We start from the raw sequence: 23,608 nt of genomic DNA on the forward strand, positions 1-23,608 counted from the left end.
TTGCGGCTAAAATCATGCAAAGAATTGTTAACGTTTATGTCTTTTGTCGCGCTTCGTTGTTAGACACTAAGCGGATGACATCGTTTGTCAGTTCGGCTCTTTATCAAAGCGGCCAAAACGATAGCGATAGCCTAAACCAAAGGCAATATCGGTGCTGTTGTTGGCATTAAACATATTTTCGACCACAGTAACTTCAATCGCTGAATGGCTCATTTGATAACGATACCCCAAAATAAACTCGGTCGATGGTTTAGAAAAGTCATCCTCCCCCGTTGAAAGGCCTTGATAGAATGAGACCTGCCCAATCAGATAATGGCGTTCTAACCACTGATATCGATAACTGGTACCCATCGACCAAGTACTCGAATGATACTGTGTTTGGCCTGGTACATTGGTCGGGTTGCGAAAGGTGATAGCCAACAGCGTATCAAGTGCATGCTTACCTCTTCGGTAGCCATAATTAAGCTGCACCGCTTGTTCAAACTCGGATAGGTTGAATATTCCATGGTGTGGATCGTTGTAATAGAGTGAAACTCCCAATGACAAACCGTGATGAGGCTTATCCACCAGCTGGTACTGTAAATAGCTGGTCAACGCACGACTCAATGTCCGCCCACGCCGAGGGGATGGGAAGAGAAAAGAGAATAAACCAACAAATGCACTTACACTCCGTCATGCATACTCTCCGGCCAAAGCAACCTTTTGAATATATTAGACAATCATTAACGCTTAGTGAGTGACCATATCCCTTAATGATGATCTACCGTACACATTAAGTGTATGCGCTAATTCAGAAATATCATGAGATAGTGCTAACTTTTTCCGCAAGCTAGGGCGTTTTCAAATTCGGATTATCAAATTTTTTTTGAAAATGAATTAAGCAAGAGGCGGTTTCTTGTTTGGACTCAGTCCGTTATCTTAGCGCCATCTCGAATGTTATCTTCCCTAGGAGGGAAAAATGAATATTGTTCAAGCATCGCAAGCGCGCTATTCCACCAAAGCGTTTGACACCAACCGTAAACTGACTGAACAGCAAGTCGCTGATATTAAAGAACTGGTACGCATGAGCGCCTCTAGCGTCAATTCGCAGCCTTGGCATTTTATTTTGGCGGCTAGCGAGGAAGGCAAAACGCGTATCGCCAAAGCGGCGCAAGGTCAATTTTCCTTTAACGAACGCAAAATTTTGGATGCGTCTCACGTGATGGTGTTTTGCGCCAAAACCGATATTGATGATAACTACTTATTGGCACTGCTGGAAAACGAAGAGAAAGATGGCCGCTTTGCCAATGAAGAAGCCAAAACAGGCATGCACGGCGGACGCAGCTATTTTGTTAACTTGCATCGAGAAACGCTCAATGACGCCGAACACTGGATGCAAAAACAAGTTTATTTAAATGTTGGAACACTGCTGCTCGGAGCGGCTGCGATGGGCATTGATGCTGTCCCCATTGAAGGATTTGATGCCGAGGTGCTCAACCAAGAGTTTGGCCTGACTGAAAAAGGGTTCACCAGCTTAGTGATTGTACCGCTCGGTTACCACAGCGAAGAAGATTTTAACGCCAAGCTGCCGAAATCTCGCTGGCCAGAGCAAACCGTCTTTACTGAGTTATAAGCCATGATCCACTTATTAGCCGAAATCAAAGCCCTTCCCGACTCAATAGAGCGAGTGCAAGCTATGCTTGAAGCGCTGCTTGAACCAAGCCGCAACGAAACAGGCTGCTGCCAATATGAGCTCTATCGTGATAACTCGATTGACGGGTTATTCTTGATGCAGGAGATTTGGTGCTCAGAGGAGAGCTTGCAACAACACCAGCAGAGTGCGCATTTTCAGCACTTTCAACTACAGCTTAGCGAGCAAGAGGCATTGGAATACCTACAAATCCGCCCGCTAACGTTTGTTGGCTAATGCGGGATTAACTCTCACGCTGTTTGATGGCTGCCAGTACCGCTTGTCGTTGCTGGCAGCCTTTTCCACGAATAAATTCCTGAAAAGCGCGAATGGTTGGGGTGATCAAACGTCGATCTGCGCACACGATATAAATTGGCACTGGCCCACTTTCCCATTGAGGTAAAATGCGTACTAAGCGCCCATCAATAATATCCTGACTGATATCCATTAATGACTTATTGGCAATGCCTTTGCCTTTAACAGCCAATCGATGTACCACGTCACCATCGTTGCATGCGGGGTTTCCTTGCACTACCACACTCTGCGTTTCGCCCTCTCGGCTCAAAACCCACTTATTATGCAGCGTGTCAGCCAGCATATAACAAAGACAATTGTGATGTTGCAGATCGTCAGGATGGAGGATAGGTGGATGCGTTGCCAAATATTCTGGCGAGGCGCACAACACGCGCTCGTTTGATTCACACAGCGGCATCGCAACCAAATTGGAATCAGCAGGATGGCCATAACGAATCGCAATATCCATCGGGTGAGCATACATATCCGCTAAGCGATCAGAGAGATCCAGTTTAACGATGACGTTCGGGTGCAAGGCAATAAATTCATCGATCCAATCCAGCAGTAAATTGCGCCCCAAATCCGAAGGGGCACTGAGGTGTAGCTTCCCCGCTAGTTGACCGCGCGCGCATGCTATCTGATCGAGCCCTTCTTGCAACGTGGCAAGGGCTGTCTGAGTTTTGGCGAGGAAAATCTCCCCCTCTTGGGTTAAGCGCATATGACGTGTCGAGCGGACAAAGAGCGGAAACTGCACCTGCTCTTCTAAACGGCGAATGGCGGCACTGACCGCGGCCGTGGTCAGCGATACGCTGTTGGCCGCCTTAGAAAAACTGCCTTGGCGTGCGGTTTCGACAAACAAGTTCAGATCATTGAGTGCTTTCATATTCTCCGCCTATTGGGCTATTTCCATCGCAAAAATTTCCATGACAAGTGATATTAATCGGCTGATAGGCTTGCCAACACTTTTGCGCGCTAACATCGCCGCCTTGCGCTTTACGCTGATAATGCTGTTGCAATTGCGTCAGATAACGCTGGGCAATCATTTTTTGCTCATCATTGGCCACTTGCCAAATCGATTCGCCAACCAAACTAAGGGGTGGTAATTTTGGTTCTTTGCCTCGTACTGCAGGCGGATTAATCTGCACGTTCAGCAGCTCGTAGATACGCCGATTCTCTTCCACCAGTTGTTCCTGTTGTAATCTCGCGCCCAGTGTCATCAACTGTTCACGTAAGGTGTAGCCGTGATGCACAGGACAAAGCAGAAAATCGAACGAGCGATGCGGATAACGCTCAACCAGCGCGGCAATGAATTCACTCATTAAATCACCGCCAACCCCAGCGATGATCAGTAGATGCGAGCCAGAATGGTTATCAAGCGGCAAATCGCGCACATCAAGGCAATGTGCACGCCAGCGCGGTAACGCTGCCGTTACAGGGAAATAGCGCGTTAAATCAAGCGTCACCTTTTCAATCAACGCTGGCACAATATCTACAAAATGCACCACACTATTTGGACAGCGCTTCAGTAACGCCGCGCCAAGCAGACCGTGATCGCAGCAGCAATCCCAAATATGATCGTAGTGGCGGTTGATCTGCTGTACTAGTTGCGTGAGCCGTTTTCCTAATTTCATCTTTGCCCAACCAAGCCGCATGATACAACACGCCGCCGAATAAAAAGAGTGGCGGCCATTTTACTTGGATTTGAAGAAATGTTGCATAGAAAATAACAAACCCATCAATGAACATTTCTAGTTAACCTGTCAGTGATTTATAGTGAGCAACACTTAATCTATTCTGACAAAAGGAAATGTCATGGCAGCTCTGTTTTTCAAGTGCCTGCTTGGTGCGCTTGCCGTGTTGATCATCGCCCTGCTCTCCAAAAGCAAAAGCTTTTTTATTGCTGGTCTTGTACCGCTGTTTCCTACCTTCGCTCTGATTGCGCATTACATTGTCGGCACCGAACGCACGATGGAAGACCTGCGCACCACCGCGTTGTTTGGCCTTTACTCGCTTATCCCGTATGCGACATATCTGTTGGCAGTATACTACTTCAGTTATTGGCTACCTCTCACCAGTACACTGGTATGTGCCACTTTGGTGTGGTTGGCATTCGCTGCATTATTGTTAGTAAGTTGGACACGTTTAAACCCTGCGATAGCCTAAACCATCATCCCCGACGGTCATATCGATACGGGAGAAAGCCAAACGCAAGCACTACAACGTGAAGTGCTAGAGGAACGATGGCATTTACGCTGCACAATTTATTAAGGAAAGTCATAATGTTCGAAAGAGCTTCTTTTACTCTGTTTATTCACATTGTGGTGATCGCAGCTGTTGCGGCGAGTGTGGGAAGCCTGCTCGCCATTCCGCTTTCTGAAATGTTTATTGCCGCAGCTTTAGTCATTGTGCTGCATAAAAAACGCCTCTTATCCATTCGCGTTCCTAACGGGTTATTGTTGACGGTGCAAATTGTGCTCGGCATCAGCGTTGGGGCGAGCATCAGTTTAAGTCAACTGGGCGAAACCTTAACCCTACCGGTGATTATCGGTTTGGTTTGCTGCTTAAGCTTGCAGATCGCCAGCAGCTTTCTTTGGCTCCGCAAAAGAGAAGGTTGGTCACCGTTTGAATCTCTACTCGGTGCGGTACCGGGCGCGATGGCAGCGATTTTGGTGATCAGCGAATCAAGCCAGACTCCTTCAACCAAAGTGGTTTATTCGCACTCGGTGCGCTTGATGATCCTCACTTTACTGGCTCTTTTTATCTCCAATAGCACGCCCGACGTTGCCCCCGTTGAGAGCAGTTTGACGATTTACGCGTGGTTGATTTTCTTTGCGCTTGCGCTGCTTAGTCTACTGCTGGGCAAAGGCTCGACCTTGCTCGGTATTCCTGCGCCCTATATGTTGGCGGCACTGCTGGTCACGGCCAGTTTCAATAGTTTTTCGACAGGCATTGCGCTACAACTTCCAACATGGATGGTAGTATTCGCCACCGCACTGCTGGGCATTTTGATTGGCGCACGCCTTGCCGATACCACATTGCGCGAAGCCATGGCTTATTCGCGCGCGGGTGTGATGGTTTACACTGATTGGTCTGCTGGTCGCCGTCGCCGTGTCTGGCTTGTTTGCGTTACTGCTGGATAAATCTTGGGTGGTATTACTTTTAGCTTGGGTCCCCGGCAGCGTAGAAGCGATGACCGCCGTCGCCCTACTGCTGGGCATGGAACCCGCGTTTGTGATGATCAACCACGCCCTACGGCTACTGCTGCTCTACTCGCTACCCGCCGTGTTGAAAAAGCCGTTAGAGGCGTTGCGAAGCAAGTGAGGTGAGAAAAATGAGCGACCGAGGAATATTTTGAACCGAATACTCCGTTCACTGCCCTTTTTCATACTCAATCGAGTTAATAAACCACTCTTTGATACCGGTGGGCGTGGGCACTTGCACATCGTCATCAACCTCTTTTTTCAGCAGAGCACGCGCCATCGGTGAATCGATGGAGATGTAATCTTTCGCGTCACCGTAAATCTCTTCTGGGCCCACAATGCGAAAGCGCTTTACATCACCCGCTTCATTTTCAATTTCCACCCAAGCACCGAAAAACACTTTCCCCTCTTGTTGAGGCGAATAATCAACTATCGTCACTTCCGGTAAAAATTTTCTCAAAAAACGAATTCGGCGATCAATTTGCCGCAGTAAACGCTTATTAAAGGTGTAGTCTGCGTTTTCAGAGCGATCCCCGAGGCCAGCAGCCCAAGTGACTATTTTGGTAATTTCTGGCCGTTTTTCATGCCAAAGATGGTCATGCTCTGCCTTTAATTTATTGTAGCCCTCACGGGTAATCAGTTTGGTCTTCAAGATCTTTTCCCATTACACACCGCCGCACATTCAAGGTAGCCGCGGGTTATACATTCATCACGATGGCTTGCTACTATACTGTCATTTTCGCTCGGCACCAACTGACTGAGCTTATCTTTAGCCACCAAACTCATCTTCGGTTTTAGCGCTGCCAACGCTGAAAAATGACATCAAAATCACACGCGTTACGTGACCTCTTCGGCACAATCGGGTAGAAGGTTATCTCACTAATCTCATAACAGCGCGCCGTTAGACTAGAAATAAGTCTAACGTGCCCCAATAGTTACCCTATTCAAACCACCCTGAGTGGTGGTGCTACTGAACTACAAAAGAGAAACCACGGATGAGCCAAGCTATCTGCAAATTGATCGCACAAGAGCTAAATGTGCGTCTTGAGCAAGTGACAGCGACTGTCACACTTATTGATGACGGAAACACCGTTCCTTTTATCGCCCGTTACCGTAAAGAGGTCACAGGTGGGCTAGACGACACCCAACTGCGTACCTTAGACAGCCGTTTATCCTATCTGCGCGAGCTCGATGAGCGCCGCCAAACCATTCTGAAATCGATTCAAGAACAAGGCAAACTCACCGCCGAGCTAGCACAAGAGATCAACCAAGCAGATAGTAAAACTCGCCTTGAAGATCTCTATTTACCCTACAAACCTAAGCGTCGTACTAAAGGTCAAATTGCGATTGAAGCAGGGCTTGAACCACTGGCAGACAAGCTGTGGAATGAAGCGCAAACCGACCCTGAAACCGAGGCCGCACACTATGTGAACACCGAGAAAGGGATCAGTGATATCAAAGCAGCACTGGACGGTGCACGCGCCATTATCATGGAACGCATTGCTGAAGATGCCAACCTGCTGGACAAAGTGCGCCGCCATTTGACGCGCAGTGCCGAATTGGTCTCTCGCGTGGTCGAAGGCAAAGAGCAAGCAGGGGAGAAATTTAAAGATTACTTCGCGCATAATGAAACGCTCAGTAAAGTGCCTTCACACCGCGCATTGGCCATGCTTCGCGGCCGCAATGAAGGCTTTTTAAGTTTGAGCATGAATGCCGATCCAGAGCAAGAAGAGGGCGTGCGCCAATCGTATTGCGAAACGCTGATTGCACAACACTATGGCATTCACTTAAGCAGCGCCCCTGCCGATGGGTGGCGCAAACAAGTGATCAGTTGGGCGTGGCGCATTAAAGTGTCAATGCACATGGAAACCGAACTGATGGGCGCAATGAAAGAGCGTGCCGAAATCGAAGCGATTGAAGTGTTTGCCACTAACTTAAAAGATTTGTTGATGGCGGCACCGGCTGGCCCACGCGCCACTCTCGGCTTAGATCCTGGTTTGCGAACGGGTTCGAAAATTGCGGTAGTGGACGCCACGGGTAAGGTACTGGCGACCGAGACGATTTATCCGCATCAGCCGCATAACCAACATGACAAATCAGCGAAAATTGTTGAACAGTTAGTACGCCAATTTAACGTTGATTTGATTGCGATTGGTAACGGTACCGCATCGCGCGAAACCGATACTTTTGTCGCCGATGTCATTAAGCGCGGCAACCTGAAAGTGCAGAAAATCATTGTTAGCGAAGCGGGGGCATCGGTCTATTCAGCCTCTGAGTTGGCGGCCAAAGAGTTCCCCAATATGGATGTGTCGCTACGCGGCGCGGTGTCGATTGCTCGCCGCCTGCAAGACCCACTTGCCGAGCTGGTGAAAATCGATCCTAAATCGATCGGTGTGGGCCAATACCAACACGATGTCAGCCAGTCGATGCTCGCCAAACGCTTAGATGCGATTGTTGAAGACTGCGTCAACGCGGTCGGCGTGGATGTGAATACCGCCTCTGCCGCGCTGTTAACACGCGTGGCTGGCTTGTCTAACGCACTGGCGCAAAACATCGTTGATTATCGTGATGAAAATGGACGCTTCGCCTCACGCGCTACACTGAAAAAAGTCGCGCGCTTAGGGCCAAAAGCATTTGAGCAATGTGCGGGCTTCTTACGCATTATGGATGGTAAAAATCCACTCGATGCCTCTTCGGTTCACCCAGAAGCGTATCCCGTGGTGAAAGCCATCGCCGAAAAAAATAGCAAAGAGATCAAAGCACTGATCGGCAATAGTGAGTTTTTGCGCAATTTACACGCCGTCGATTATACCGACGAGCATTTTGGCCTACCGACTGTCACTGACATCATCAAAGAGCTCGATAAACCGGGCCGCGATCCACGCCCTGAGTTTAAGACCGCGACCTTTGCTGATGGCGTGACTGAAATGAAAGATCTGGAAATTGGGATGATTTTGGAAGGCGTGGTATCAAATGTGGCCAACTTTGGTGCTTTTGTTGATATTGGCGTTCACCAAGATGGCTTAGTGCATATCTCTGCGCTGACTGATCGTTTCATTGCCGACCCGCGTGAAGTGGTGAAAGCGGGCGACATAGTCAAAGTCAAAGTGATGGAAGTCGATGTGCAGCGAAAACGCATTGCACTCTCGATGCGCTTAAACGATGAGCCGGGTCAAGATAACCGCAGCCAACGCTCTGGCGCAACAAGTAGCAACACGCGTTCGCATCAAAATAGTGGCCAACCGCAACGCCGTCGTGAAGAGCCACAACAAAACGCGGCAATGGGTGGAGCTTTCGCCGCCGCCTTTGCTAAAGCGAAAAAATAGCAGCGATGCGTAACTTACTGGATAAACGAATCACAGTGAAAAGCACCTAACCACGTCGCTCATATCAGAGCCGCAAAAAACACAAATCCCCACTGCGGCCAACGCCTAAGTGGGGATTTTATTTATCGCGATAAGTCGCATTCATCGACCTACAACACCGCAATCACTTCAGAAGGCGTATTGGGGGCAACCGCGTGACCATAATAGTACTTAATTACAGTTCGCCGGCGCGCCATTTTGCCTTCGGTTATCGCAGCATCAATAATGTGTTTAGGTAACCTAAACCGCATCGTATAGCTTTTACCTTGATCCTTGCTGTAGGTGGCGAGAGCGAGCAAGTCAAACAGCCTTTCGAGCTCGCTTTTCTGCTCCTCTTGATAAGAAGTCGATGTTTCGTATTCGGTGCCAACCTCATAGCTTGGATGCTCTGAAGGGTCCCATGACGACTGTTTTCGTCTTTTATCATCCGCCTTTACCTTACGCTCAGCGTTGGTTTTAGCCAGTTCGACGGTTGGCATCACAGGGGCGCGGATCCGATTGTCACGCGCGGCCTGTTCCGTTTGCACATTAACCGATGGGGCGATAAGTGGCACACTTACGTTCGTTGGTGACACCATCATAGCCGAAACCTCCTCAGTATCGCCCGCCCCGATAGACCTGCTTTCGCTCAGCACTACTGGGTTAGACTTTATATCGACCAGATTGCTCAAACTTTTAGCAAATTTATTTTTAATTTAACATTTGCACCCAACGACTTGACGTTTCAGGATGCTACAGATAAAGACAGCAAACGGGCGAATCCCCATGAGAGAGCAACGATGTGATTGAGGTGAGCCAACACAGCTGTAGCTTTAAGTAGAAAGACATTGCATGGGTATCAATGCCTTAACGTGCAAAGGCGATGAGCTGCTGGCAAAAATCGTCCAGTTCAGTGATGAACGGTGCGTGGGAGGAATTGCCAAAAATGTACTGCTCGCTATTGGGCAAGGTTTTTTGCAACTCTTGCGCCACCTTAACCGGCACCAAACCATCAAGCCGACCATATAGACGAAGCATGGGAATCGAGAGTGCTGTCAAAGGCTGGCGCAAATCCACCTCGGCCAACATGACCAAACCCGCTAACAATGATTGTGGGTTCGGCGCGGGCCGTGATAACACCGCTTGTTTTAGGTATTTCACATCTTGCTTTGCCTGAGGGCTGCCCATCGCTTGCAGTGCCATAAAGCGCTCAACAGTAGCCTGAAAATCGTCCATTAACTGTTCAGTAAAGGCACTGAGCACTTGAGGGAGAATGCCACGCCACGGTTTCTGTGCCGCAAATTTGGGAGAGCTCGCCACAGTGACCAATTTGCTCACATAACTTGGGTGATGCAGTGCCATATGAGTCGCCACTAACCCACCCAAAGACCAACCGACCCAAATGGCTTGTTTAGGCGCTTGCATGATTAGCGCTTGCGCGATCTCTTCTAGATCAGCGGCGTGGCTAGCAGCGCTGTGACCATAACCAGGCAAATCAACCACGTGCACACGAAAATGTCCTTTAAGCACATCGACCGCTTGCTGCCATACTGCACCATTCATCCCCCAACCGTGCACCAAGACAAGATCATCGCCCTCGCCTGAGGCTTGCCAATATAACGCTGTGGCCATGCTCACAAATTCTCCCACTAAATTCACACTTCTTCACTGAAAAAATACCGATCATACACTCACTCACTTGAAATCACGGTCAACACAAAGACTGATTCAAGTTGCAAGAGTATAACCATACTTCGTTTCACAGCTTTGGTTGAGTTATGTTATCGCATTGGGTTCAAAAAACCATCACTCGCTTGGTAAGCCGTCAGTGTCTACTGTGTCGTTTACCGATTGAAACTCACCAAACTGGGGCTTGGTGTAAGACCTGCCTAACCTATTTTGCACCGCAACCTCGCTGCCAACAGTGCGGCCTGCCAACGCTTATTACCGTGCCTCAATGTGGGCAATGTTTAGCGAATCCTCCGCCTTGGCAACGCCTATACTGTGTCGGCGACTATATTTTTCCGCTCAGTCACACCATTCATCAACTCAAATATGAAGGTCAATTTTGGCAATCTCGCCATTTGAGTGCCTTACTGACGCCACGTATCGACACTCCCGCCCCGCTCATCACTAGCGTTCCGTTACACTGGCAACGGCGCTTAAAACGCGGCTTCAATCAAAGTGCGCTACTTGCCTCTCAATTAAGTCAACAACTGGGGGCTAGCTGCGATAACCAGTTGATCAAACGCAATCGCGCAACACCCCAGCAGCAAGGGCTTTCTAAATTACAGCGCAAACAAAATCTCAAACATGCATTCACACTACGACACCTTCCCACGCACAAGCACATTGCACTTGTTGACGATGTCGTGACCACGGGCAGCACCGTGCAGCAAATCTGTCAATTACTGCTTGAAGTCGGTGTCGAAAGGATTGATATTTACTGCATATGCCGCACTCCTGAACCTAAAGATTAACCAACACGGTTTTATTTAGCGCGTAAAAAGGACTGGATCCGCCGTGTTTCAGGAGTAGAATGGCAAGTAATAACCTATAAATTTACTCAGGTATTCGTCGTGTCAAATTCTATTATTATTACCGAAACAGCCCAAACCCATTTCGGCAAGTTGCTTGGGCAACAGCCTGATGGTACTAACATCCGAGTTTTTGTAGTCAATCCAGGCACTCAAAATGCAGAGTGTGGCGTCTCTTACTGCCCACCAGAGGCAGTGGAAGCGACTGATACTGAAATTGCCTTTGAAGGTTTTTCTGCGTATGTCGATGAACTGAGCTTGCCGTTTTTAGAAGACGCAGAGATCGATTTCGTCACTGATAAAATGGGTTCACAACTGACACTTAAAGCTCCGAATGCGAAGATGCGTAAAGTGTCTGATGACGCAAGCCTGATTGAACGTGTGGAATATGCGATTCAAACTCAAGTCAACCCGCAGTTAGCTGGCCATGGTGGCCATGTCAGCTTGGTTGAAATCACCGAAGATGGTATTGCGATTGTCGCCTTTGGTGGCGGCTGTAACGGTTGTTCAATGGTCGATGTCACCCTCAAAGAAGGCATTGAAAAAGAACTGCTTCAACAATTTGAAGGCGAATTAACCGCGGTGCGCGATGCCACTGAACATGATCGTGGTGAGCACTCTTACTACTAGTGACTCGCTAGATACGTGGATTACAGAAAAACGGAGCCGAGATGAGATTCTCGGCTTTTTTATACTTAAAATCATTTGCCGCGCTCAAGTCCTTTTCAATTAAGGTCATTTTCTCATATAGTTAGAAAAGTCATTTGCCTTACGGGAATTAGTGTATGCCAACCAGAAAACTGCCCGAAATTTTAGCCCAAAGAACGGCAGCTCAATCGACCCTGTTTACCATCGAATCATTAGATTTACGCTTTTCTAACGGCGAACAGCGCACCTATGAACGAATGAAACCGAGCGGCCGGCATGCAGTCATGATGGTGCCAGTAACGGCACAAGGAGATTTACTGCTGGTTCGAGAATATGCCGCTGGCACTGAACGCTATGAGCTCGGATTCCCTAAGGGTTTGATTGACCAAGGAGAAAGCCCGCAACAAGCAGCAAATCGTGAACTCAAAGAAGAAATTGGTTTTGGCGCAAGCACCTTAACCCCCTTAAAAGAGGTGGTACTTGCCCCCTCTTACTTTTCGAGCAAAATGACACTCTTCTTAGCACAAGATCTATACTCAGAAGTAATGGAAGGCGATGAACCCGAACCTTTAGAGGTCATTCGCTGGCCTCTGGCCCAAGCAGAAGAGCTACTGACTCACCTCGATTTCTGTGAAGCCCGAAGCATTACCGCACTACTGCTTGCTCTGCGCAGCCTAAAATAACAAAGTAGAGCTATAGGATTGATGATGCCAACAGCCAATAATTTATCTTACTTACTGCCTGACGTAATTGAAATCGCTCGCTCTGCCGGGCAATTGATTCTCGATATCTACGAAAAGAAAAACTACGAAGCGTTCACCAAAAGTGACCACACCCCAGTCACCAGTGCCGATCTTGCTGCGCATAAACTGATCTGCGAACGACTGAGTGAACTCACGCCAGATATTCCTGTTTTGTCGGAAGAGGCGGCGGACATTAGCCTAGAAAAACGCAGCCAATGGCAGCGGTACTGGTTGGTTGACCCGCTTGATGGTACGCAAGAGTTTATTGCGCGCAGTGGTGACTTTGCCACCATTATCGCACTGATCGAAGAAAACCAACCAGTGATGGGCGTCGTCTATGGGCCCGTTTCTGGCGTGACCTACTACGCCTACGCAGGCAAAGGCGCATGGAAGATCCCCGACATGTCTGAAAGCTTGCGTATTGAAACACACAAGCACGAAACCGTTGGGCAATCCATCGCGATTGCGATCAGTCGCCGCCAAGATATTAACCGTATTACAAGTTGCATGAGCAGCGCATGGAATTATGAGTTAGTGCCGCTGGGCTCGGCAGCGCTGAAAGCGTGTTTAGTCGCAGAAGGTGCTGTCGACTGCTATTTGCGTCTCGGCCCAACCGGTGAATGGGATACCGCCGCCACGCAATGCATCGTAGAAGAGGCGGGCGGACGCATCCTCAACACGCAACTACAACCGCTGTCCTACAATGAGCGTGAAACGTTAGAAAACCCCAACTTTATTGTGTTAGGGGATGCTGATTTGCCTTGGAATACCATTTTACAAGTCAAACCATAACGGCCATTGCCAATAAAAATGCTGCTCAATAGACTCAGCATTTTTATTGGGGGTATGAAATGATTACGGTAAAAAAACCAATCAAAGCTGGCCTTGATAATTAAACTGATATTTACCTTGGTTGTCTGGCGCTCCAATCCACTGTAATTGCTCCGCCATTTCGGGTGGGAATTGCGCTTCAGGTTTAAACCACGCTTTCGCACTGTAACTCATGTCTGGTTGCAGCTGCAGGGCAAATTCACTGCTCATTTGATCACTGTTTTGCTGACCGTTCAATGTCATCTGATTGCTTTGACATTGCAGATCTGCCACTACCGGACCAAGCGAGAGCTCTCCTAAAGGTGAGTCAACTCGGCCATGAGTCCACGCAAGTGAGCCTTCGGCAGATTCACACCACGGGCTATCATAGCGGTAATGGTTCAGGGACAATTCGACTTGCCCCTGAAAAGTCACTGGTACAGGCAGCGGAAACAGCGTCGCTAATTTATTAGCCGCGACAGAAACCACAACCTTGTCCGCATAAGGGCCAGAAAACCCCAGACCAAGATTGCCTTTGCCACGAACTCCCATATCACTACCGCGTCCAAAGCGTACCGCCACTTCAAACTTGGCCATCAGCAGTTGTGATACTTGGATGTCCCAGTTGAGATCGCCGACATTTTGCCCTTGCCAAAAGAGTTGCTGAGCACTACCAGACCACACCGTACCGTCAACACCAGTGACACGCATGACTTCGGAAGAGGAGAGTTGATTCATCACCAAGGAAGCCGGAATATGCGCGACCACACTGATGAGAAAAACCATTACAAGGAACCCGCTATAGAGCAATTTCTTTTTCACTCACCACCTCGCTTCAGTTGTAAGCGTTTTACTTCGACAACGCCACTTTGCTGAGCACGGTTGATGTCCATAAACTCGACATCGACACCTTGCTGCTCTTTTAGAAAGGCAAGCCAATCGACCAATTTAGAGAAAGGAAGTGGTTGTATCCAAACCTGCATCATTTCATCACGCGGTTGAATACGAATAAGCTCAATTTGAAAACGCTGCACACTTGATGAGATGACTTGATTGAGCGGTTGCGTCGTTGCCACCCCACCACCTTGTGCGCGCAATTGAGTAATGGCATCGGCCTTATCCGTCACCCAATTAAGCAATTGTCTTTCACTGATAATCCGGGCTTGCGCAAGCTCGGTTTTCTGATTAAGTGGCGCTAAAATGCCCCAATAAATGATCGCAACCACACACAGCGACACACCACCTAACAGTAATTTCTGTTCACGAGGGGAAAAGGCCGCCCATCGTTGTTGAAGTGCACTCAGGCTATTTTTCATGTCACTAACCTCACTGGCTTTTCAGTATGAAGGTACCATTAACTACAGAACCCGAGCGGTTTAACTGCCCTTGCTCAACCACAAACTGCTTTTCCAATTTAAGGCGCGCTTGTTCAAAGCTTTCAAAATCATTACTTTGAACTTCAAGGCGAATTTCACCCCGATTGCCATCATATTTAACACTTTGCAACTGCATGTTCGGTACGCTGCCGATACTGCTGGGCAACTTCGACAACCACTCCAACATCGAACCATTGGCTTCACCGCCAGAGAGCCGAGCAGCTTCATCATTCATCAGTCTTTTCAGGTAACTGATGGTGGGTATTTTCTGTTTATCAGGGAAAACCGCGCGAAAAACACGTTCACTCTCCGCTCGATAAGCATCGGCTTGCGCTTCGTAGTGCCCTGCTTGCAAAAGATGGTGGCTGGTTGAAATTACAATCAACACCGCGGCCGCTAATGCGCATTTTTGCCATACTTGCCAATGCTTCAAAAACGAGGACTTGGTTTTAAAACTTCCCGTCAGTAAAGTCACTTTGCTCGCTATTGCTTGCTGAGTCAGCAACGCCATGACTAAATGAGGCTCGGCCTGTTGCCAATGTTGCCCTTCAGCCAATGTCAGCTCAGGGAGCGGGGTATACGCCTCTAGCGGTAAATAGTGCCCCTCTTGCTTGACCCATTCTGAAGCACTAAACAGCGTTAACCACTGCGGTTCAATGCTCACCCCTAAATACTCACCTTTACGGATTAACCATTCTTGGCCGATCTGCAGTGCCGACAACCCCTCTGATGCAGGGATAGCCAACACATCCGGTAATACCTTTTTCACGTCAAAACCCGCGGCTTTGAGCTCATCTAAGCGGGTACGCAACCAAGCACGATCCACCCCGACAACGTAAGCAGTGGAAGCGGTTTTATGCAAAATTGAAAAATGCAGCTCATCGACATCTTGTGCGATCTCATCTTCGATTAGATAAGGCAACATTGACTCTAAGCGACGAGCCGCCCCTGATGGAATCGCGACCTCAGTGAGAACTAAATCACTGGCAGCGAGCAGCACAATCGTGGCGCGTTCAGCCGCATAGCTAGAGAGCTGAGATAGCTGCTCCCATCCGGATATTTCACCGCTGGCAATCACTTCTTGCTGCTGTGTTGACCACACCAGCCAAGGTATTTCAGCATCTTGTTGACTACTCAGCCGAACGGTCAGAAACTCGCTCACTGATCCCTCCAAAGCGACGGCGTATGACCGTTGCGGTTTCTCTATTATCACTAAACAATAAACTGCGAATACGAACTCGCGAGTCATCAACCAAGATTTGAGCATCCAGTTCAAAATAAGCACTATCGACAGCTAGGTACTGTTTCGCTTCTTCTTTCACTTTGCTCTCCACAGCAGCCAATGCGGCCTCTGCGAGAAAATTGTCTACCGAAGCCCAGCCATCAAATGGTCGGCTCTCGAGTAAGTTTTTTGCATCCCCTTCACTTAAGTGCGGGCTGAACATCGCCACCAATAACTTGGCATGATCGGGTTCCAAGGTATTGATATTCAAACGCCAATCATCAGTGGGGAGAGTACAGATATAAGGCGCTATTTTATTCATTACATCACCGCTCACCTGCTGAACCGCGCGCAACTCACTGTTATCCGCAAGTAAACTATTCGCCGCCAGATAAGCAGGAGACATTGATTCATACTGGCTGTCTTCTACGCCATAAGAGGACTGCACATCTGAATCGCCATCAATATACTCCCAAGCCGAATCGGCAATCACTTCGGCTTGATAGCTGTCGACCTCAAGCTCTTCCAATAACCGTTGCAACACTTGCACTAAATAGGGTTTTTCGACACTCCCTGCCGCAGGTCTGGCTCTCGAGAGTACATTCAGGTTAAAACAAGCCTGTTTATCAAGGATGCGCCCTTTCAGAGTGCCGTAATCCAATGGATACGTTTGCTCTTTCATCGCCCAAGGTTGACTTAAGTTAATCGTTTCGTTGTCTTTGTAGCTCTGCTCGATAGCAACTTTGGCTAAAGCTTCACTACCCACACTATACCAATAGGCTTGCTGGTAACTAATTTGATTATTCGCTCTTTGAAACTGTGTGAATAAACGCTCGGACATGGTTGCGGCAATCGACACCATAATCGCCAACAACAGCAAGATAACGATTAACGCCACACCGCGTTGGGCTCGATTAGGGTGCGCCATTATTATCAGCCTCTTTATTGGTCGAATTGATGCCACCACCAGCAGTAAGGTAGATACGCTCAATCTCGCCATAATCTTTCAGCGCCAATTTCACGGCCACCGCCCGTGGGATTTTCAAGGCATCACTCCACTCTTCACTCCATTTATCTTGGTTATAAAAGCGCAGCGATAGTGACTCAACATCATGTAACAATGGCGTGATGATCCCTTCTTGCCCTGCAGGAGTATCAGGATAACGCCACCATATACGCTCTAACACGCCCTCTTTAATTCGGTAGCCGACCTTAGTGACTTCCCCGCGTGGAAATTGCTGCTGTGGGTTATGCCAACCTAATCGTGCAAACAGCACTCCTTTTTGATCGGAGTCGAGCAAGTACTCTTTCCAAATCAGCATCTGTTGACTTGGCTCTTCACCATTGGTGCGAAATTGACGCGTTGCCATCTGCCGAAAATCGCCATCCATTAACACCATGGCGCGCTGCAATTCGTTCAAACGTTGGCTACGTTGGGCTGAAATCTCATTACTGCGCTGGACTTGGTTCAATACTTGGTAAGCACCAACGCTCAAACTAGCGAAAATCGCAATCGCCACCAGCACTTCAATCAGGGTAAAGCCTTTGTTTTGTTTATTTGGCGACATAACTTCTCACTGTCACCAAAGGTGATCCTTCTTTTTCACTAGCCACGCTGACATCAAAAGCTTTCAATAAATTATCCGCAGTGGGTACTAAAGTGACTTTCCAATACCAGGTTCGGCCCGCCAATACCTCACTGCCATTTTTCGCTTGTACGTTTTGAGGAGTAAGCATCACTTGCGCCATCTGGTTATCGACCACCATGGCGGCAAACGCTTTTTCTTCCAAATAACTCACGGTATTGATGTGTTGGCTGACCGAACGGATCACACTGATGGAAGCGGTGGCAAAAATAGCCAGCGCCACCAAGACTTCTAACAGCGTCATCGCTTTTTGTTTACCCATCGATCGCATCTCCCGGAGCGAACAGCGTGATTTCCCCGTTTTCTTTCACTACCACTCGCCAGCCTTGCTCTGCATCTTGCTGATTAAGATGGATGCTCAGGACAAAAGGCGTCAGCTCACCACTGGATAAAATAAACACTTGTGGTGGTAATTGTTTTTTTTGCTCGCCTTCATCAGCAAACTTATCGTCATCAAACAGACTGCCCGGTTTGAAGAGTCGATCATCGTTTTTCCATGCACTTCCTCCCAGCTCAAACTGGAGAGATAACCCCTCAGGCAGTTGGAGCTGTGAAGCCATTTTCTTGCTCTCTAGCGGCTGCCATCCCTTGTCCTCCATCGATAGGAAAACCAGATGCGATTTTTTTTCATCGACCCGCAAACCAAAATCTTTGCCACTGAGAATGGCTTCTTCATTGCTCAGTTGTAGACGCTGATAAAGGCTCATCGCGTACTGTTTCGCATCATCGTTGTTCGTGCTAGGTAGCGTCGATATAACGGCCACAGCACTGAGCGAGAGCAGCACGAGCACCAGCAGTATTTCGAGTAGGGTAAAACCGCGTTGAGATAGCATCAGATAAATGGGGCGGCTAAGGCCGCCCTCTCTCTTATTGGAAATCTTGCATGTTCCAGTTGCCTATGTCGGCACTGGCGCCTTCGCCGCCTTCTTGACCATCAGCACCCAGCGTGAAGATATCAATCGTACCGTTATCACCAGGGCTTAAGTATTGATAAGGGTTGCCCCAAGGGTCATTTGGCAAACGGCGAATATAACCGTTATCGCGGTAGTTGCGTGGCTCAGGATTCGACGGCTTGGTCACTAGCGCTTCTAAGCCTTGATCTGTCGTTGGGTACACGCTGTTGTCTAATTTATACATATCCAACGCATTTTCGAGTGCGACAATATCGGTAATCGCTTTTTGTTGGTCAGCTTTTTCTTTATTACCGAGCAAATTAGGCACCACAAAACTCGCCAAAATACCCAAAATAACTACAACCACCATCACTTCAAGCAAAGTAAAGCCCGACTGTTTATTTGTTTTTGTTCTCATTCCAATCTCCAACATAGTTTGGTCGTTATCATTGCAGAATTCAGTCATGATCAACGACTCATTAAATTATTCATTTCTAAAATCGGCATCAAGGTCGCCATCACGATAAACAGTACCAACCCAGCCATTAATGCAATCAGCGCCGGGGTAAAAATACCTAATGCGATGTTGACCGTCGATTCAAAACTCGCGTCTTGGTTATCGGCCGAGCGCGTCAGCATACTTTCGAGCTCACCACTTTGTTCACCACTGGCGATCATATGCAGCATCATCGGTGGAAATAACTTGGTTTGCTCAAGCGCTTTACGCAAGCTCGACCCTTCGCGAACATTGTCAGCCGCCAACAATACTTGTTGCTTGACGTATTTATTGGACATCACATCCACCGCCACACGCATCCCATCCAAAATAGGAATCGCACTGGAGGTACAAATAGACAAAGTTCGCGCAAAACGCGCAGTATTGAGACCGCGAGTGATTTTGCCAATCAACGGCATGCCGATGATTTTTTTATCCCACTTCAACCGCAAATTTGGCTTGCTTAACAACCATCGGACGAGATAAATCAAGATCACCAATAGCACCAGCAATTGGACACCCCAATGCTGGATAAAATCACTTGAGGAGAGTAAAAATTGAGTCGACTTCGGTAATTCTTGCCCCATTTGGACAAATTGTCCGACGATTTTAGGCACCACAGCCGCCAGCAAAAAAGCCACAATACACACCGCGAACACAACCAACACCACTGGATAAATCATCGCTTGTTGTAACTTGGAACGCATTTTTTGGCGATTTTCAGCATAGTCTGCTAAACGCTCAAGCACCGAATCCAAATGGCCTGATTTTTCGCCCGCTTCAACCATCGAACGGAACAGGTCATCAAAGATATGTGGATAATCACCCAAGCTGTCTGACAAGGTATAACCCTCGGTCACTTTGGAACGAACAGCGGCCAACATGGTGCGAATACGCGGCTTTTCCGATTGTTCAGATACCGCTTTCAAACACTCTTCCAATGGCATGCCTGACTGCACTAAAGTGGATAACTGGCGAGTAATGAGCGCTAAATCCGGTGTACTGATACCGCGCTTAAAACTCAAAGGCGATTGCTCACGCTGAGCCGCTTTCGCTTGCGTCTCAATGAGTTCAATCGGTATAAGCCCTTGCTCTTTTAAGCGCTGGCGAACCTGCCGAGCATGGTCCCCCTCAATAACACCCTTTTTTTGTTTGCCTTTGGCGTCGAGCGCTTTATATTCAAATGCCGCCATTATGCTTCCTTCGTCACTCGCATCACTTCTTCAAGTGAGGTAATGCCTTTCAGCACTTTATCAAGCCCGTCATCACGAATGCTCGGTGTTTTCGCCCGCACCGCTTTTTCAATCGCTTGCTCTCCGGCTTCGCTATGAATTAAGGCTTGTACCTCATCATCAATCAGCAACAATTCATGTATACCCGTTCGGCCTCGATACCCTTTGTGATTGCATTTGTCACAGCCCTTCGGACGATACAGTGTCAGCGACTCTTTTTTCTTACAATTGAACAGTTTTTTCTGCTCATTGTCTGCTTGGTAGGCCTCTTTGCAATCGGGACATAAGGTACGCACTAAGCGTTGTGCCAATACGCCAAGCAGCGATGATGAGATCAAAAAGGGTTCAATTCCCATATCGCGCAAACGTGTTATCGCACCGATGGCGGTATTGGTGTGCAAAGTCGACATCACCAAGTGTCCAGTTAAAGACGCTTGCACCGCAATCTGCGCGGTTTCTAAATCACGAATTTCCCCAACCATGACCACATCCGGGTCTTGACGCAAAATAGCACGTAATCCTCGTGCAAAAGTCATGTCCACTTTAGGATTGACTTGAGTTTGGCCGATACCATCAATATCGAACTCAATCGGGTCTTCCACGGTTAAAATATTACGCTCGTTGCTGTTGAGTTCTTGCAGGCCAGCGTACAAGGTGGTGGATTTTCCTGAACCGGTTGGACCCGTCACCAAAATAATGCCATGCGGTCGTTTGATTAATTGACGGAAGCTTTCGTGGTTGGCGGCCGTCATTCCTAGACTGTGCAGATCTAAGCGCGTGGCGTTTTTATCTAGCAAACGCATCACCACACGCTCACCGTGAGACGAAGGCATGGTGGACACGCGAACATCGACCGCTCGGCCGCCAATGCGTAATGAAATGCGTCCATCTTGTGGTACACGTTTTTCAGCGATATCAAGCTTAGCCATTACTTTGACGCGTGAAACCAGCAACGGCGCTAATTTACGACTCGGCGCTAACACTTCACGCAGTACTCCATCGACACGAAAACGAATCGACAAGATTTTCTCAAAGGTTTCAATGTGAATATCCGACGCGCCCTCTTTGATCGCTTCGCCAAGCATGGCGTTGATCAATTTGATGATGGGCGCATCGTTTTCTGACTCTAACAAATCTTCATTTTGCGGCAGCTCTTCGGCTAATGAGAAGAAATCATCACTGTCAGCACCAATATCTTCCATTAATTGTCGCGCTTCTGACGAGTCTCGTTGGTAAGCTTGGGTCAGCTTACTTTCAAATTCGGCCAGTGAAATTTCAACCAAGTTGAGCGGCTGTTTCACGACTCGTTTCACTTCGACTAATGATTCGATAGCCAGCGGAGCGACATAAAATAACGTCGGCAGCTCGTTGTCTTCTACCAGCTCTAATACCAATTTAAAACGATTGGCAAAGCTAAACGGTAAACGACGGTAGTGAGGTTGCGACAAAACTTCGGTCATTGCTGTTTTTCCATTTGTTCGATAAAGGCTTGTACTTCCGCAGAATGAGTACGGTCATCACCAAACTTAGGCAGCACAGGAATATTGTCGTTCGCCATCAACTTCAAACCGCGATCAGCGTTATAGAGCTGCTCAGCACGAATGTAGTTGTACTTACGCTGAGTGATGCCATCGGCCGTCATGCCATCACGAATGATGGTCGGCTTAATAAAGACCATCAGGTTTTTCTTCTCAACTTGGGTACTGGTCGATTTGAACAAATAGCCTAAAACCGGTATATCGCCTAATAGTGGGACTTTGGATTCACTTTCGACTGCGCGCTCATCAATCAACCCCCCCAGCACTAACATTTGACCGTCTTGAATGATGACCGATGTGTTTAATTGACGCTTTGCAAAACGGACATCGACGGCACCATTCGCTCCTAATACGTTGGATACCTCCTGTTCAATTTTCAGTTGAACTGAGTCGCCTTCGTTGATTTGTGGTACCACTTTCAGCTTGATACCGACCTCTTTGCGTTCTACGGTTTGGAAAGGATTATCGTTATTTGCGCCCGCGCTCGAACCCGTCAAAACAGGCACCTCTTCGCCCACGATGAAGGAGGCTTCTTCATTATCCATCACCGTAATACTCGGTGATGACAAGATGTTCGAGTTGGAGTCACTCGACACGGCGCTGATAAGGGCCGTCCAGTCGCCCATCACTAAGCTCATGGCTGCACCATTGACCGCACCGAGCGCTGACGCCAAAGTAGAGTAATCCCCTTTCTTCGTTGTTTCTTCGTAGTATTTTATTTCGCCTGTTGAGCTATATCGAATCGGTTTTTTCTCAACGCTATCTTTGGCTTCTTCTAAACCAATCATTACCTTACCGATTGGCGCGCCCGCGTTGCCATACTGAATTACAGAGCCGTTATCGAGTGAGCCCCATTGCACGCCTAAGTTGATGCCATCCCCTTCGGCCATTTCAACAATCAGCGCTTCAATCAATACCTGAGCGCGACGAATATCCAACTGCGCAACCACATCTTCTAGCTCTTTCATGATGTCTTGCGGAGCGGTAACAATTAAGGAATTGGTCGGTGCATGTGCTGAAATCATCACTTCGGTGCGTTGTGAACTTTGCCCTGTTTTTTGCCCAGACTGTTTTTCAGCCTGCAAGTTGTCAGACACCCCTTTCAACACATCAACCAAATCTTCCGCTTTCGCATTCTTAAGATAAATGACGCGGTTATTGCCTCTGGTCGCCATCTCGACATCAAGCTGAGTGATCAATCGCTTTAGGCGTTCACGGACTTTAGGATCACCTGAGATCAAAATCGAATTGGTACGATCATCGGCCACCAGCTTAGGTTGCAAAAACTCTGGAGTATTTTTGGCATCCGTGGTTTTGTTTAATGCCTCCACAATACGCACCATTTCAGCGGCAGATGCATTACTTAGTTCCACCACTTCGATGTCTTTGTCACCAGCTTGGTCAACTCGTTTGATGATATCGGCTAAACGGTTGACGACCGCAGCACGACCTGTAATCAAAATGATGTTCGCCGGATCATAATGCACTACGTTGCCCGCTCCTGCGTTATCGATCAACTGACGCAACAAAGGTGAAAGCTCTCGTACCGAAACATTCCGCACTGCAACAACGCGCGTGATCACGCTATCACCGTTCTCTTTTCCTTCATCGCCAACGACGGGAATCGCAGACGTTTTGGCATCTTTCGACTTGATCACTTTGAGCACGCCGTTGTCCATCTCCACCACGGCAAAACCATACACTTCTAATACATTCAAAAAGAAGCTGTAGTATTGCTCTTCATTAAGCGTGTCATAGCTGCGGACATCGACTTTCCCCCGAACTGAAGGATCAACAATGATTGTTTTTTCAAGATTACGGCCCACGATATTGATGAATTCTTGAATATCGGTGCCTTTAAAGCTGGCACTAAAATCGTTTGCCATGGCTAACGGCGATGACAACAAGCCACCCATCAATAACCACGTCGTTTTGTTTAACCAATGCTTCACGTCTTACT

26 protein-coding genes and 1 pseudogene are annotated in these 23,608 nt (G+C 48.1%); 10 read left to right on the forward strand and 17 right to left on the reverse strand.

What is annotated here, in order from left to right; genetic code table 11:
- Nucleotides 1-87: 87 nt before the first annotated feature.
- Complete coding sequence (locus N5E84_RS11940; protein ID WP_231494648.1) at nt 88-606, reverse strand: DUF3187 family protein; 519 nt, start codon at nt 604-606, stop codon at nt 88-90.
- Nucleotides 607-958: 352 nt separating this feature from the next.
- On the opposite strand from N5E84_RS11940, the gene N5E84_RS11945 reads away from it, so the two are divergent.
- Both N5E84_RS11945 and N5E84_RS11950 read left to right on the forward strand, forming a co-directional pair.
- On the forward strand, nt 959-1,612 hold the full coding sequence (locus N5E84_RS11945; RefSeq protein WP_019282837.1) for an oxygen-insensitive NAD(P)H-dependent nitroreductase NfsB: 654 nt from the start codon (nt 959-961) through the stop codon (nt 1,610-1,612).
- Between the two features lie 3 nt (nt 1,613-1,615).
- Nucleotides 1,616-1,906, forward strand: a complete 291-nt coding sequence (locus N5E84_RS11950; RefSeq protein ID WP_019282838.1) for a putative quinol monooxygenase — start codon at nt 1,616-1,618, stop codon at nt 1,904-1,906.
- A gap of 7 nt (nt 1,907-1,913) precedes the next feature.
- Here the strand turns inward: N5E84_RS11950 and N5E84_RS11955 are convergent, their stop codons facing one another.
- Nucleotides 1,914-2,846, reverse strand: a complete 933-nt coding sequence (locus tag N5E84_RS11955) for a LysR family transcriptional regulator (RefSeq protein WP_017045708.1) — start codon at nt 2,844-2,846, stop codon at nt 1,914-1,916.
- Nucleotides 2,830-3,594 (reverse strand): tRNA (adenine(22)-N(1))-methyltransferase, encoded by a 765-nt coding sequence (locus N5E84_RS11960; RefSeq protein WP_231494649.1) that lies wholly within the window; start codon nt 3,592-3,594, stop codon nt 2,830-2,832. The genes N5E84_RS11955 and N5E84_RS11960 overlap by 17 nt, the downstream gene beginning before the upstream one ends.
- A gap of 181 nt (nt 3,595-3,775) precedes the next feature.
- Between N5E84_RS11960 and N5E84_RS11965 the strand changes: the two genes are divergently transcribed.
- The 3 genes and pseudogenes from N5E84_RS11965 (at nt 3,776) to N5E84_RS11970 (ending at nt 5,284) form a co-directional block, all read left to right on the forward strand.
- Nucleotides 3,776-4,126: a GlpM family protein gene (locus tag N5E84_RS11965; RefSeq protein WP_019282840.1), complete on the forward strand. Its 351-nt coding sequence runs from the start codon at nt 3,776-3,778 to the stop codon at nt 4,124-4,126.
- 6 nt (nt 4,127-4,132) lie between these two features.
- Nucleotides 4,133-4,231, forward strand: coding sequence for an NUDIX domain-containing protein (locus N5E84_RS21370; RefSeq protein WP_256375990.1), 99 nt, complete (start codon nt 4,133-4,135; stop codon nt 4,229-4,231).
- Nucleotides 4,232-4,242: 11 nt separating this feature from the next.
- Nucleotides 4,243-5,284 (forward strand): annotated as a pseudogene (locus N5E84_RS11970) (AbrB family transcriptional regulator).
- Between the two features lie 48 nt (nt 5,285-5,332).
- Here N5E84_RS11970 and greB read toward each other — a convergent pair.
- A complete protein-coding gene (greB, locus tag N5E84_RS11975; RefSeq protein ID WP_019282841.1) occupies nt 5,333-5,815 on the reverse strand; it encodes a transcription elongation factor GreB in 483 nt (160 codons plus the stop codon).
- Between the two features lie 343 nt (nt 5,816-6,158).
- Here greB and N5E84_RS11980 point away from each other — a divergent pair, with 343 nt between their 5' ends.
- Nucleotides 6,159-8,489: a Tex family protein gene (locus N5E84_RS11980; RefSeq protein ID WP_019282842.1), complete on the forward strand. Its 2,331-nt coding sequence runs from the start codon at nt 6,159-6,161 to the stop codon at nt 8,487-8,489.
- 149 nt (nt 8,490-8,638) lie between these two features.
- Here N5E84_RS11980 and N5E84_RS11985 read toward each other — a convergent pair whose 3' ends face one another.
- Both N5E84_RS11985 and bioH read right to left on the reverse strand, forming a co-directional pair.
- On the reverse strand, nt 8,639-9,109 hold the full coding sequence (locus N5E84_RS11985) for a hypothetical protein (RefSeq protein WP_026027513.1): 471 nt from the start codon (nt 9,107-9,109) through the stop codon (nt 8,639-8,641).
- Nucleotides 9,110-9,374: 265 nt separating this feature from the next.
- A complete protein-coding gene (gene bioH / locus N5E84_RS11990; RefSeq protein ID WP_038148688.1) occupies nt 9,375-10,139 on the reverse strand; it encodes a pimeloyl-ACP methyl ester esterase BioH in 765 nt (254 codons plus the stop codon).
- A 146-nt stretch (nt 10,140-10,285) separates the two neighbouring features.
- On the opposite strand from bioH, the gene N5E84_RS11995 reads away from it, so the two are divergent.
- The 4 genes from N5E84_RS11995 (at nt 10,286) to cysQ (ending at nt 13,227) form a co-directional block, all read left to right on the forward strand.
- On the forward strand, nt 10,286-10,987 hold the full coding sequence (locus N5E84_RS11995) for an amidophosphoribosyltransferase (RefSeq protein WP_019282843.1): 702 nt from the start codon (nt 10,286-10,288) through the stop codon (nt 10,985-10,987).
- Between the two features lie 99 nt (nt 10,988-11,086).
- Nucleotides 11,087-11,674, forward strand: coding sequence for a Fe-S biogenesis protein NfuA (nfuA, locus tag N5E84_RS12000; RefSeq protein WP_013855425.1), 588 nt, complete (start codon nt 11,087-11,089; stop codon nt 11,672-11,674).
- A 155-nt stretch (nt 11,675-11,829) separates the two neighbouring features.
- Entirely contained in the window at nt 11,830-12,375 is a 546-nt protein-coding gene (nudE, locus tag N5E84_RS12005) for an ADP compounds hydrolase NudE (RefSeq protein ID WP_013855426.1), read from the forward strand.
- 24 nt (nt 12,376-12,399) lie between these two features.
- Complete coding sequence (gene cysQ / locus N5E84_RS12010; RefSeq protein WP_010319313.1) at nt 12,400-13,227, forward strand: 3'(2'),5'-bisphosphate nucleotidase CysQ; 828 nt, start codon at nt 12,400-12,402, stop codon at nt 13,225-13,227.
- Nucleotides 13,228-13,308: 81 nt separating this feature from the next.
- On the opposite strand, the gene N5E84_RS12015 is transcribed toward cysQ, so the two are convergent.
- From N5E84_RS12015 to gspD, 11 genes are read right to left on the reverse strand one after another with little or no spacing between them, the layout of a single operon-like run.
- Entirely contained in the window at nt 13,309-14,067 is a 759-nt protein-coding gene (locus N5E84_RS12015) for a type II secretion system protein N (RefSeq protein WP_019282844.1), read from the reverse strand.
- Complete coding sequence (locus N5E84_RS12020) at nt 14,064-14,561, reverse strand: type II secretion system protein M (protein WP_013855429.1); 498 nt, start codon at nt 14,559-14,561, stop codon at nt 14,064-14,066. The genes N5E84_RS12015 and N5E84_RS12020 overlap by 4 nt, the downstream gene beginning before the upstream one ends.
- Before the next feature lie 10 nt (nt 14,562-14,571).
- A complete protein-coding gene (gene gspL / locus N5E84_RS12025) occupies nt 14,572-15,783 on the reverse strand; it encodes a type II secretion system protein GspL (RefSeq protein WP_017049386.1) in 1,212 nt (403 codons plus the stop codon).
- Entirely contained in the window at nt 15,752-16,771 is a 1,020-nt protein-coding gene (gene gspK, locus N5E84_RS12030) for a type II secretion system minor pseudopilin GspK (protein ID WP_017048718.1), read from the reverse strand. Before gspK ends, gspL begins: the two co-directional genes overlap by 32 nt.
- A complete protein-coding gene (gspJ, locus tag N5E84_RS12035) occupies nt 16,758-17,411 on the reverse strand; it encodes a type II secretion system minor pseudopilin GspJ (RefSeq protein WP_019282845.1) in 654 nt (217 codons plus the stop codon). Before gspJ ends, gspK begins: the two co-directional genes overlap by 14 nt.
- Nucleotides 17,398-17,760 carry a type II secretion system minor pseudopilin GspI gene (gene gspI / locus N5E84_RS12040; RefSeq protein WP_017045697.1) on the reverse strand — a complete coding sequence of 121 codons (363 nt, stop codon included), beginning with the start codon at nt 17,758-17,760 and terminating at the stop codon, nt 17,398-17,400. The genes gspJ and gspI overlap by 14 nt, the downstream gene beginning before the upstream one ends.
- The gene (gene gspH, locus N5E84_RS12045) at nt 17,744-18,322 is read right to left on the reverse strand and encodes a type II secretion system minor pseudopilin GspH (RefSeq protein WP_017045696.1); all 579 of its coding nucleotides are present in this window, start codon (nt 18,320-18,322) and stop codon (nt 17,744-17,746) included. Before gspH ends, gspI begins: the two co-directional genes overlap by 17 nt.
- 34 nt (nt 18,323-18,356) lie before the next feature.
- Nucleotides 18,357-18,800, reverse strand: coding sequence for a type II secretion system major pseudopilin GspG (gene gspG, locus N5E84_RS12050; RefSeq protein ID WP_010319321.1), 444 nt, complete (start codon nt 18,798-18,800; stop codon nt 18,357-18,359).
- Between the two features lie 50 nt (nt 18,801-18,850).
- Nucleotides 18,851-20,071, reverse strand: coding sequence for a type II secretion system inner membrane protein GspF (gspF, locus tag N5E84_RS12055; protein ID WP_017045694.1), 1,221 nt, complete (start codon nt 20,069-20,071; stop codon nt 18,851-18,853).
- Entirely contained in the window at nt 20,071-21,570 is a 1,500-nt protein-coding gene (gspE, locus tag N5E84_RS12060) for a type II secretion system ATPase GspE (protein WP_019282846.1), read from the reverse strand. The genes gspF and gspE overlap by 1 nt, the downstream gene beginning before the upstream one ends.
- Nucleotides 21,567-23,600 (reverse strand): type II secretion system secretin GspD, encoded by a 2,034-nt coding sequence (gspD, locus tag N5E84_RS12065; RefSeq protein WP_019282847.1) that lies wholly within the window; start codon nt 23,598-23,600, stop codon nt 21,567-21,569. The genes gspE and gspD overlap by 4 nt, the downstream gene beginning before the upstream one ends.
- Nucleotides 23,601-23,608: the final 8 nt, after the last annotated feature.

The sequence above is a fragment of the Vibrio sp. J502 genome (assembly GCF_025397955.1).
In the GTDB taxonomy this organism is placed as follows: domain Bacteria; phylum Pseudomonadota; class Gammaproteobacteria; order Enterobacterales; family Vibrionaceae; genus Vibrio; species Vibrio anguillarum.

Excerpts from the sequence above, each read along its gene's own strand:
- gspI (WP_017045697.1), bottom strand. The coding sequence starts at position 17,760 with ATGCGATCGATGGGTAAACAAAAAGCGATGACGCTGTTAGAAGTCTTG.
- N5E84_RS11945 (WP_019282837.1), top strand. The coding sequence starts at position 959 with ATGAATATTGTTCAAGCATCGCAAGCGCGCTATTCCACCAAAGCGTTT.
- N5E84_RS11950 (WP_019282838.1), top strand. The coding sequence starts at position 1,616 with ATGATCCACTTATTAGCCGAAATCAAAGCCCTTCCCGACTCAATAGAG.
- gspG (WP_010319321.1), bottom strand. The coding sequence starts at position 18,800 with ATGAGAACAAAAACAAATAAACAGTCGGGCTTTACTTTGCTTGAAGTG.
- N5E84_RS11985 (WP_026027513.1), bottom strand. The coding sequence starts at position 9,109 with ATGATGGTGTCACCAACGAACGTAAGTGTGCCACTTATCGCCCCATCG.
- N5E84_RS11965 (WP_019282840.1), top strand. The coding sequence starts at position 3,776 with ATGGCAGCTCTGTTTTTCAAGTGCCTGCTTGGTGCGCTTGCCGTGTTG.
- nudE (WP_013855426.1), top strand. The coding sequence starts at position 11,830 with ATGCCAACCAGAAAACTGCCCGAAATTTTAGCCCAAAGAACGGCAGCT.
- N5E84_RS11995 (WP_019282843.1), top strand. The coding sequence starts at position 10,286 with ATGTTATCGCATTGGGTTCAAAAAACCATCACTCGCTTGGTAAGCCGT.
- gspJ (WP_019282845.1), bottom strand. The coding sequence starts at position 17,411 with ATGTCGCCAAATAAACAAAACAAAGGCTTTACCCTGATTGAAGTGCTG.
- N5E84_RS11960 (WP_231494649.1), bottom strand. The coding sequence starts at position 3,594 with ATGAAATTAGGAAAACGGCTCACGCAACTAGTACAGCAGATCAACCGC.
- cysQ (WP_010319313.1), top strand. The coding sequence starts at position 12,400 with ATGCCAACAGCCAATAATTTATCTTACTTACTGCCTGACGTAATTGAA.
- N5E84_RS11980 (WP_019282842.1), top strand. The coding sequence starts at position 6,159 with ATGAGCCAAGCTATCTGCAAATTGATCGCACAAGAGCTAAATGTGCGT.
- N5E84_RS11955 (WP_017045708.1), bottom strand. The coding sequence starts at position 2,846 with ATGAAAGCACTCAATGATCTGAACTTGTTTGTCGAAACCGCACGCCAA.
- bioH (WP_038148688.1), bottom strand. The coding sequence starts at position 10,139 with ATGGCCACAGCGTTATATTGGCAAGCCTCAGGCGAGGGCGATGATCTT.
- N5E84_RS12020 (WP_013855429.1), bottom strand. The coding sequence starts at position 14,561 with ATGAAAAATAGCCTGAGTGCACTTCAACAACGATGGGCGGCCTTTTCC.
- gspE (WP_019282846.1), bottom strand. The coding sequence starts at position 21,570 with ATGACCGAAGTTTTGTCGCAACCTCACTACCGTCGTTTACCGTTTAGC.
- gspH (WP_017045696.1), bottom strand. The coding sequence starts at position 18,322 with ATGCTATCTCAACGCGGTTTTACCCTACTCGAAATACTGCTGGTGCTC.
- gspF (WP_017045694.1), bottom strand. The coding sequence starts at position 20,071 with ATGGCGGCATTTGAATATAAAGCGCTCGACGCCAAAGGCAAACAAAAA.
- gspK (WP_017048718.1), bottom strand. The coding sequence starts at position 16,771 with ATGGCGCACCCTAATCGAGCCCAACGCGGTGTGGCGTTAATCGTTATC.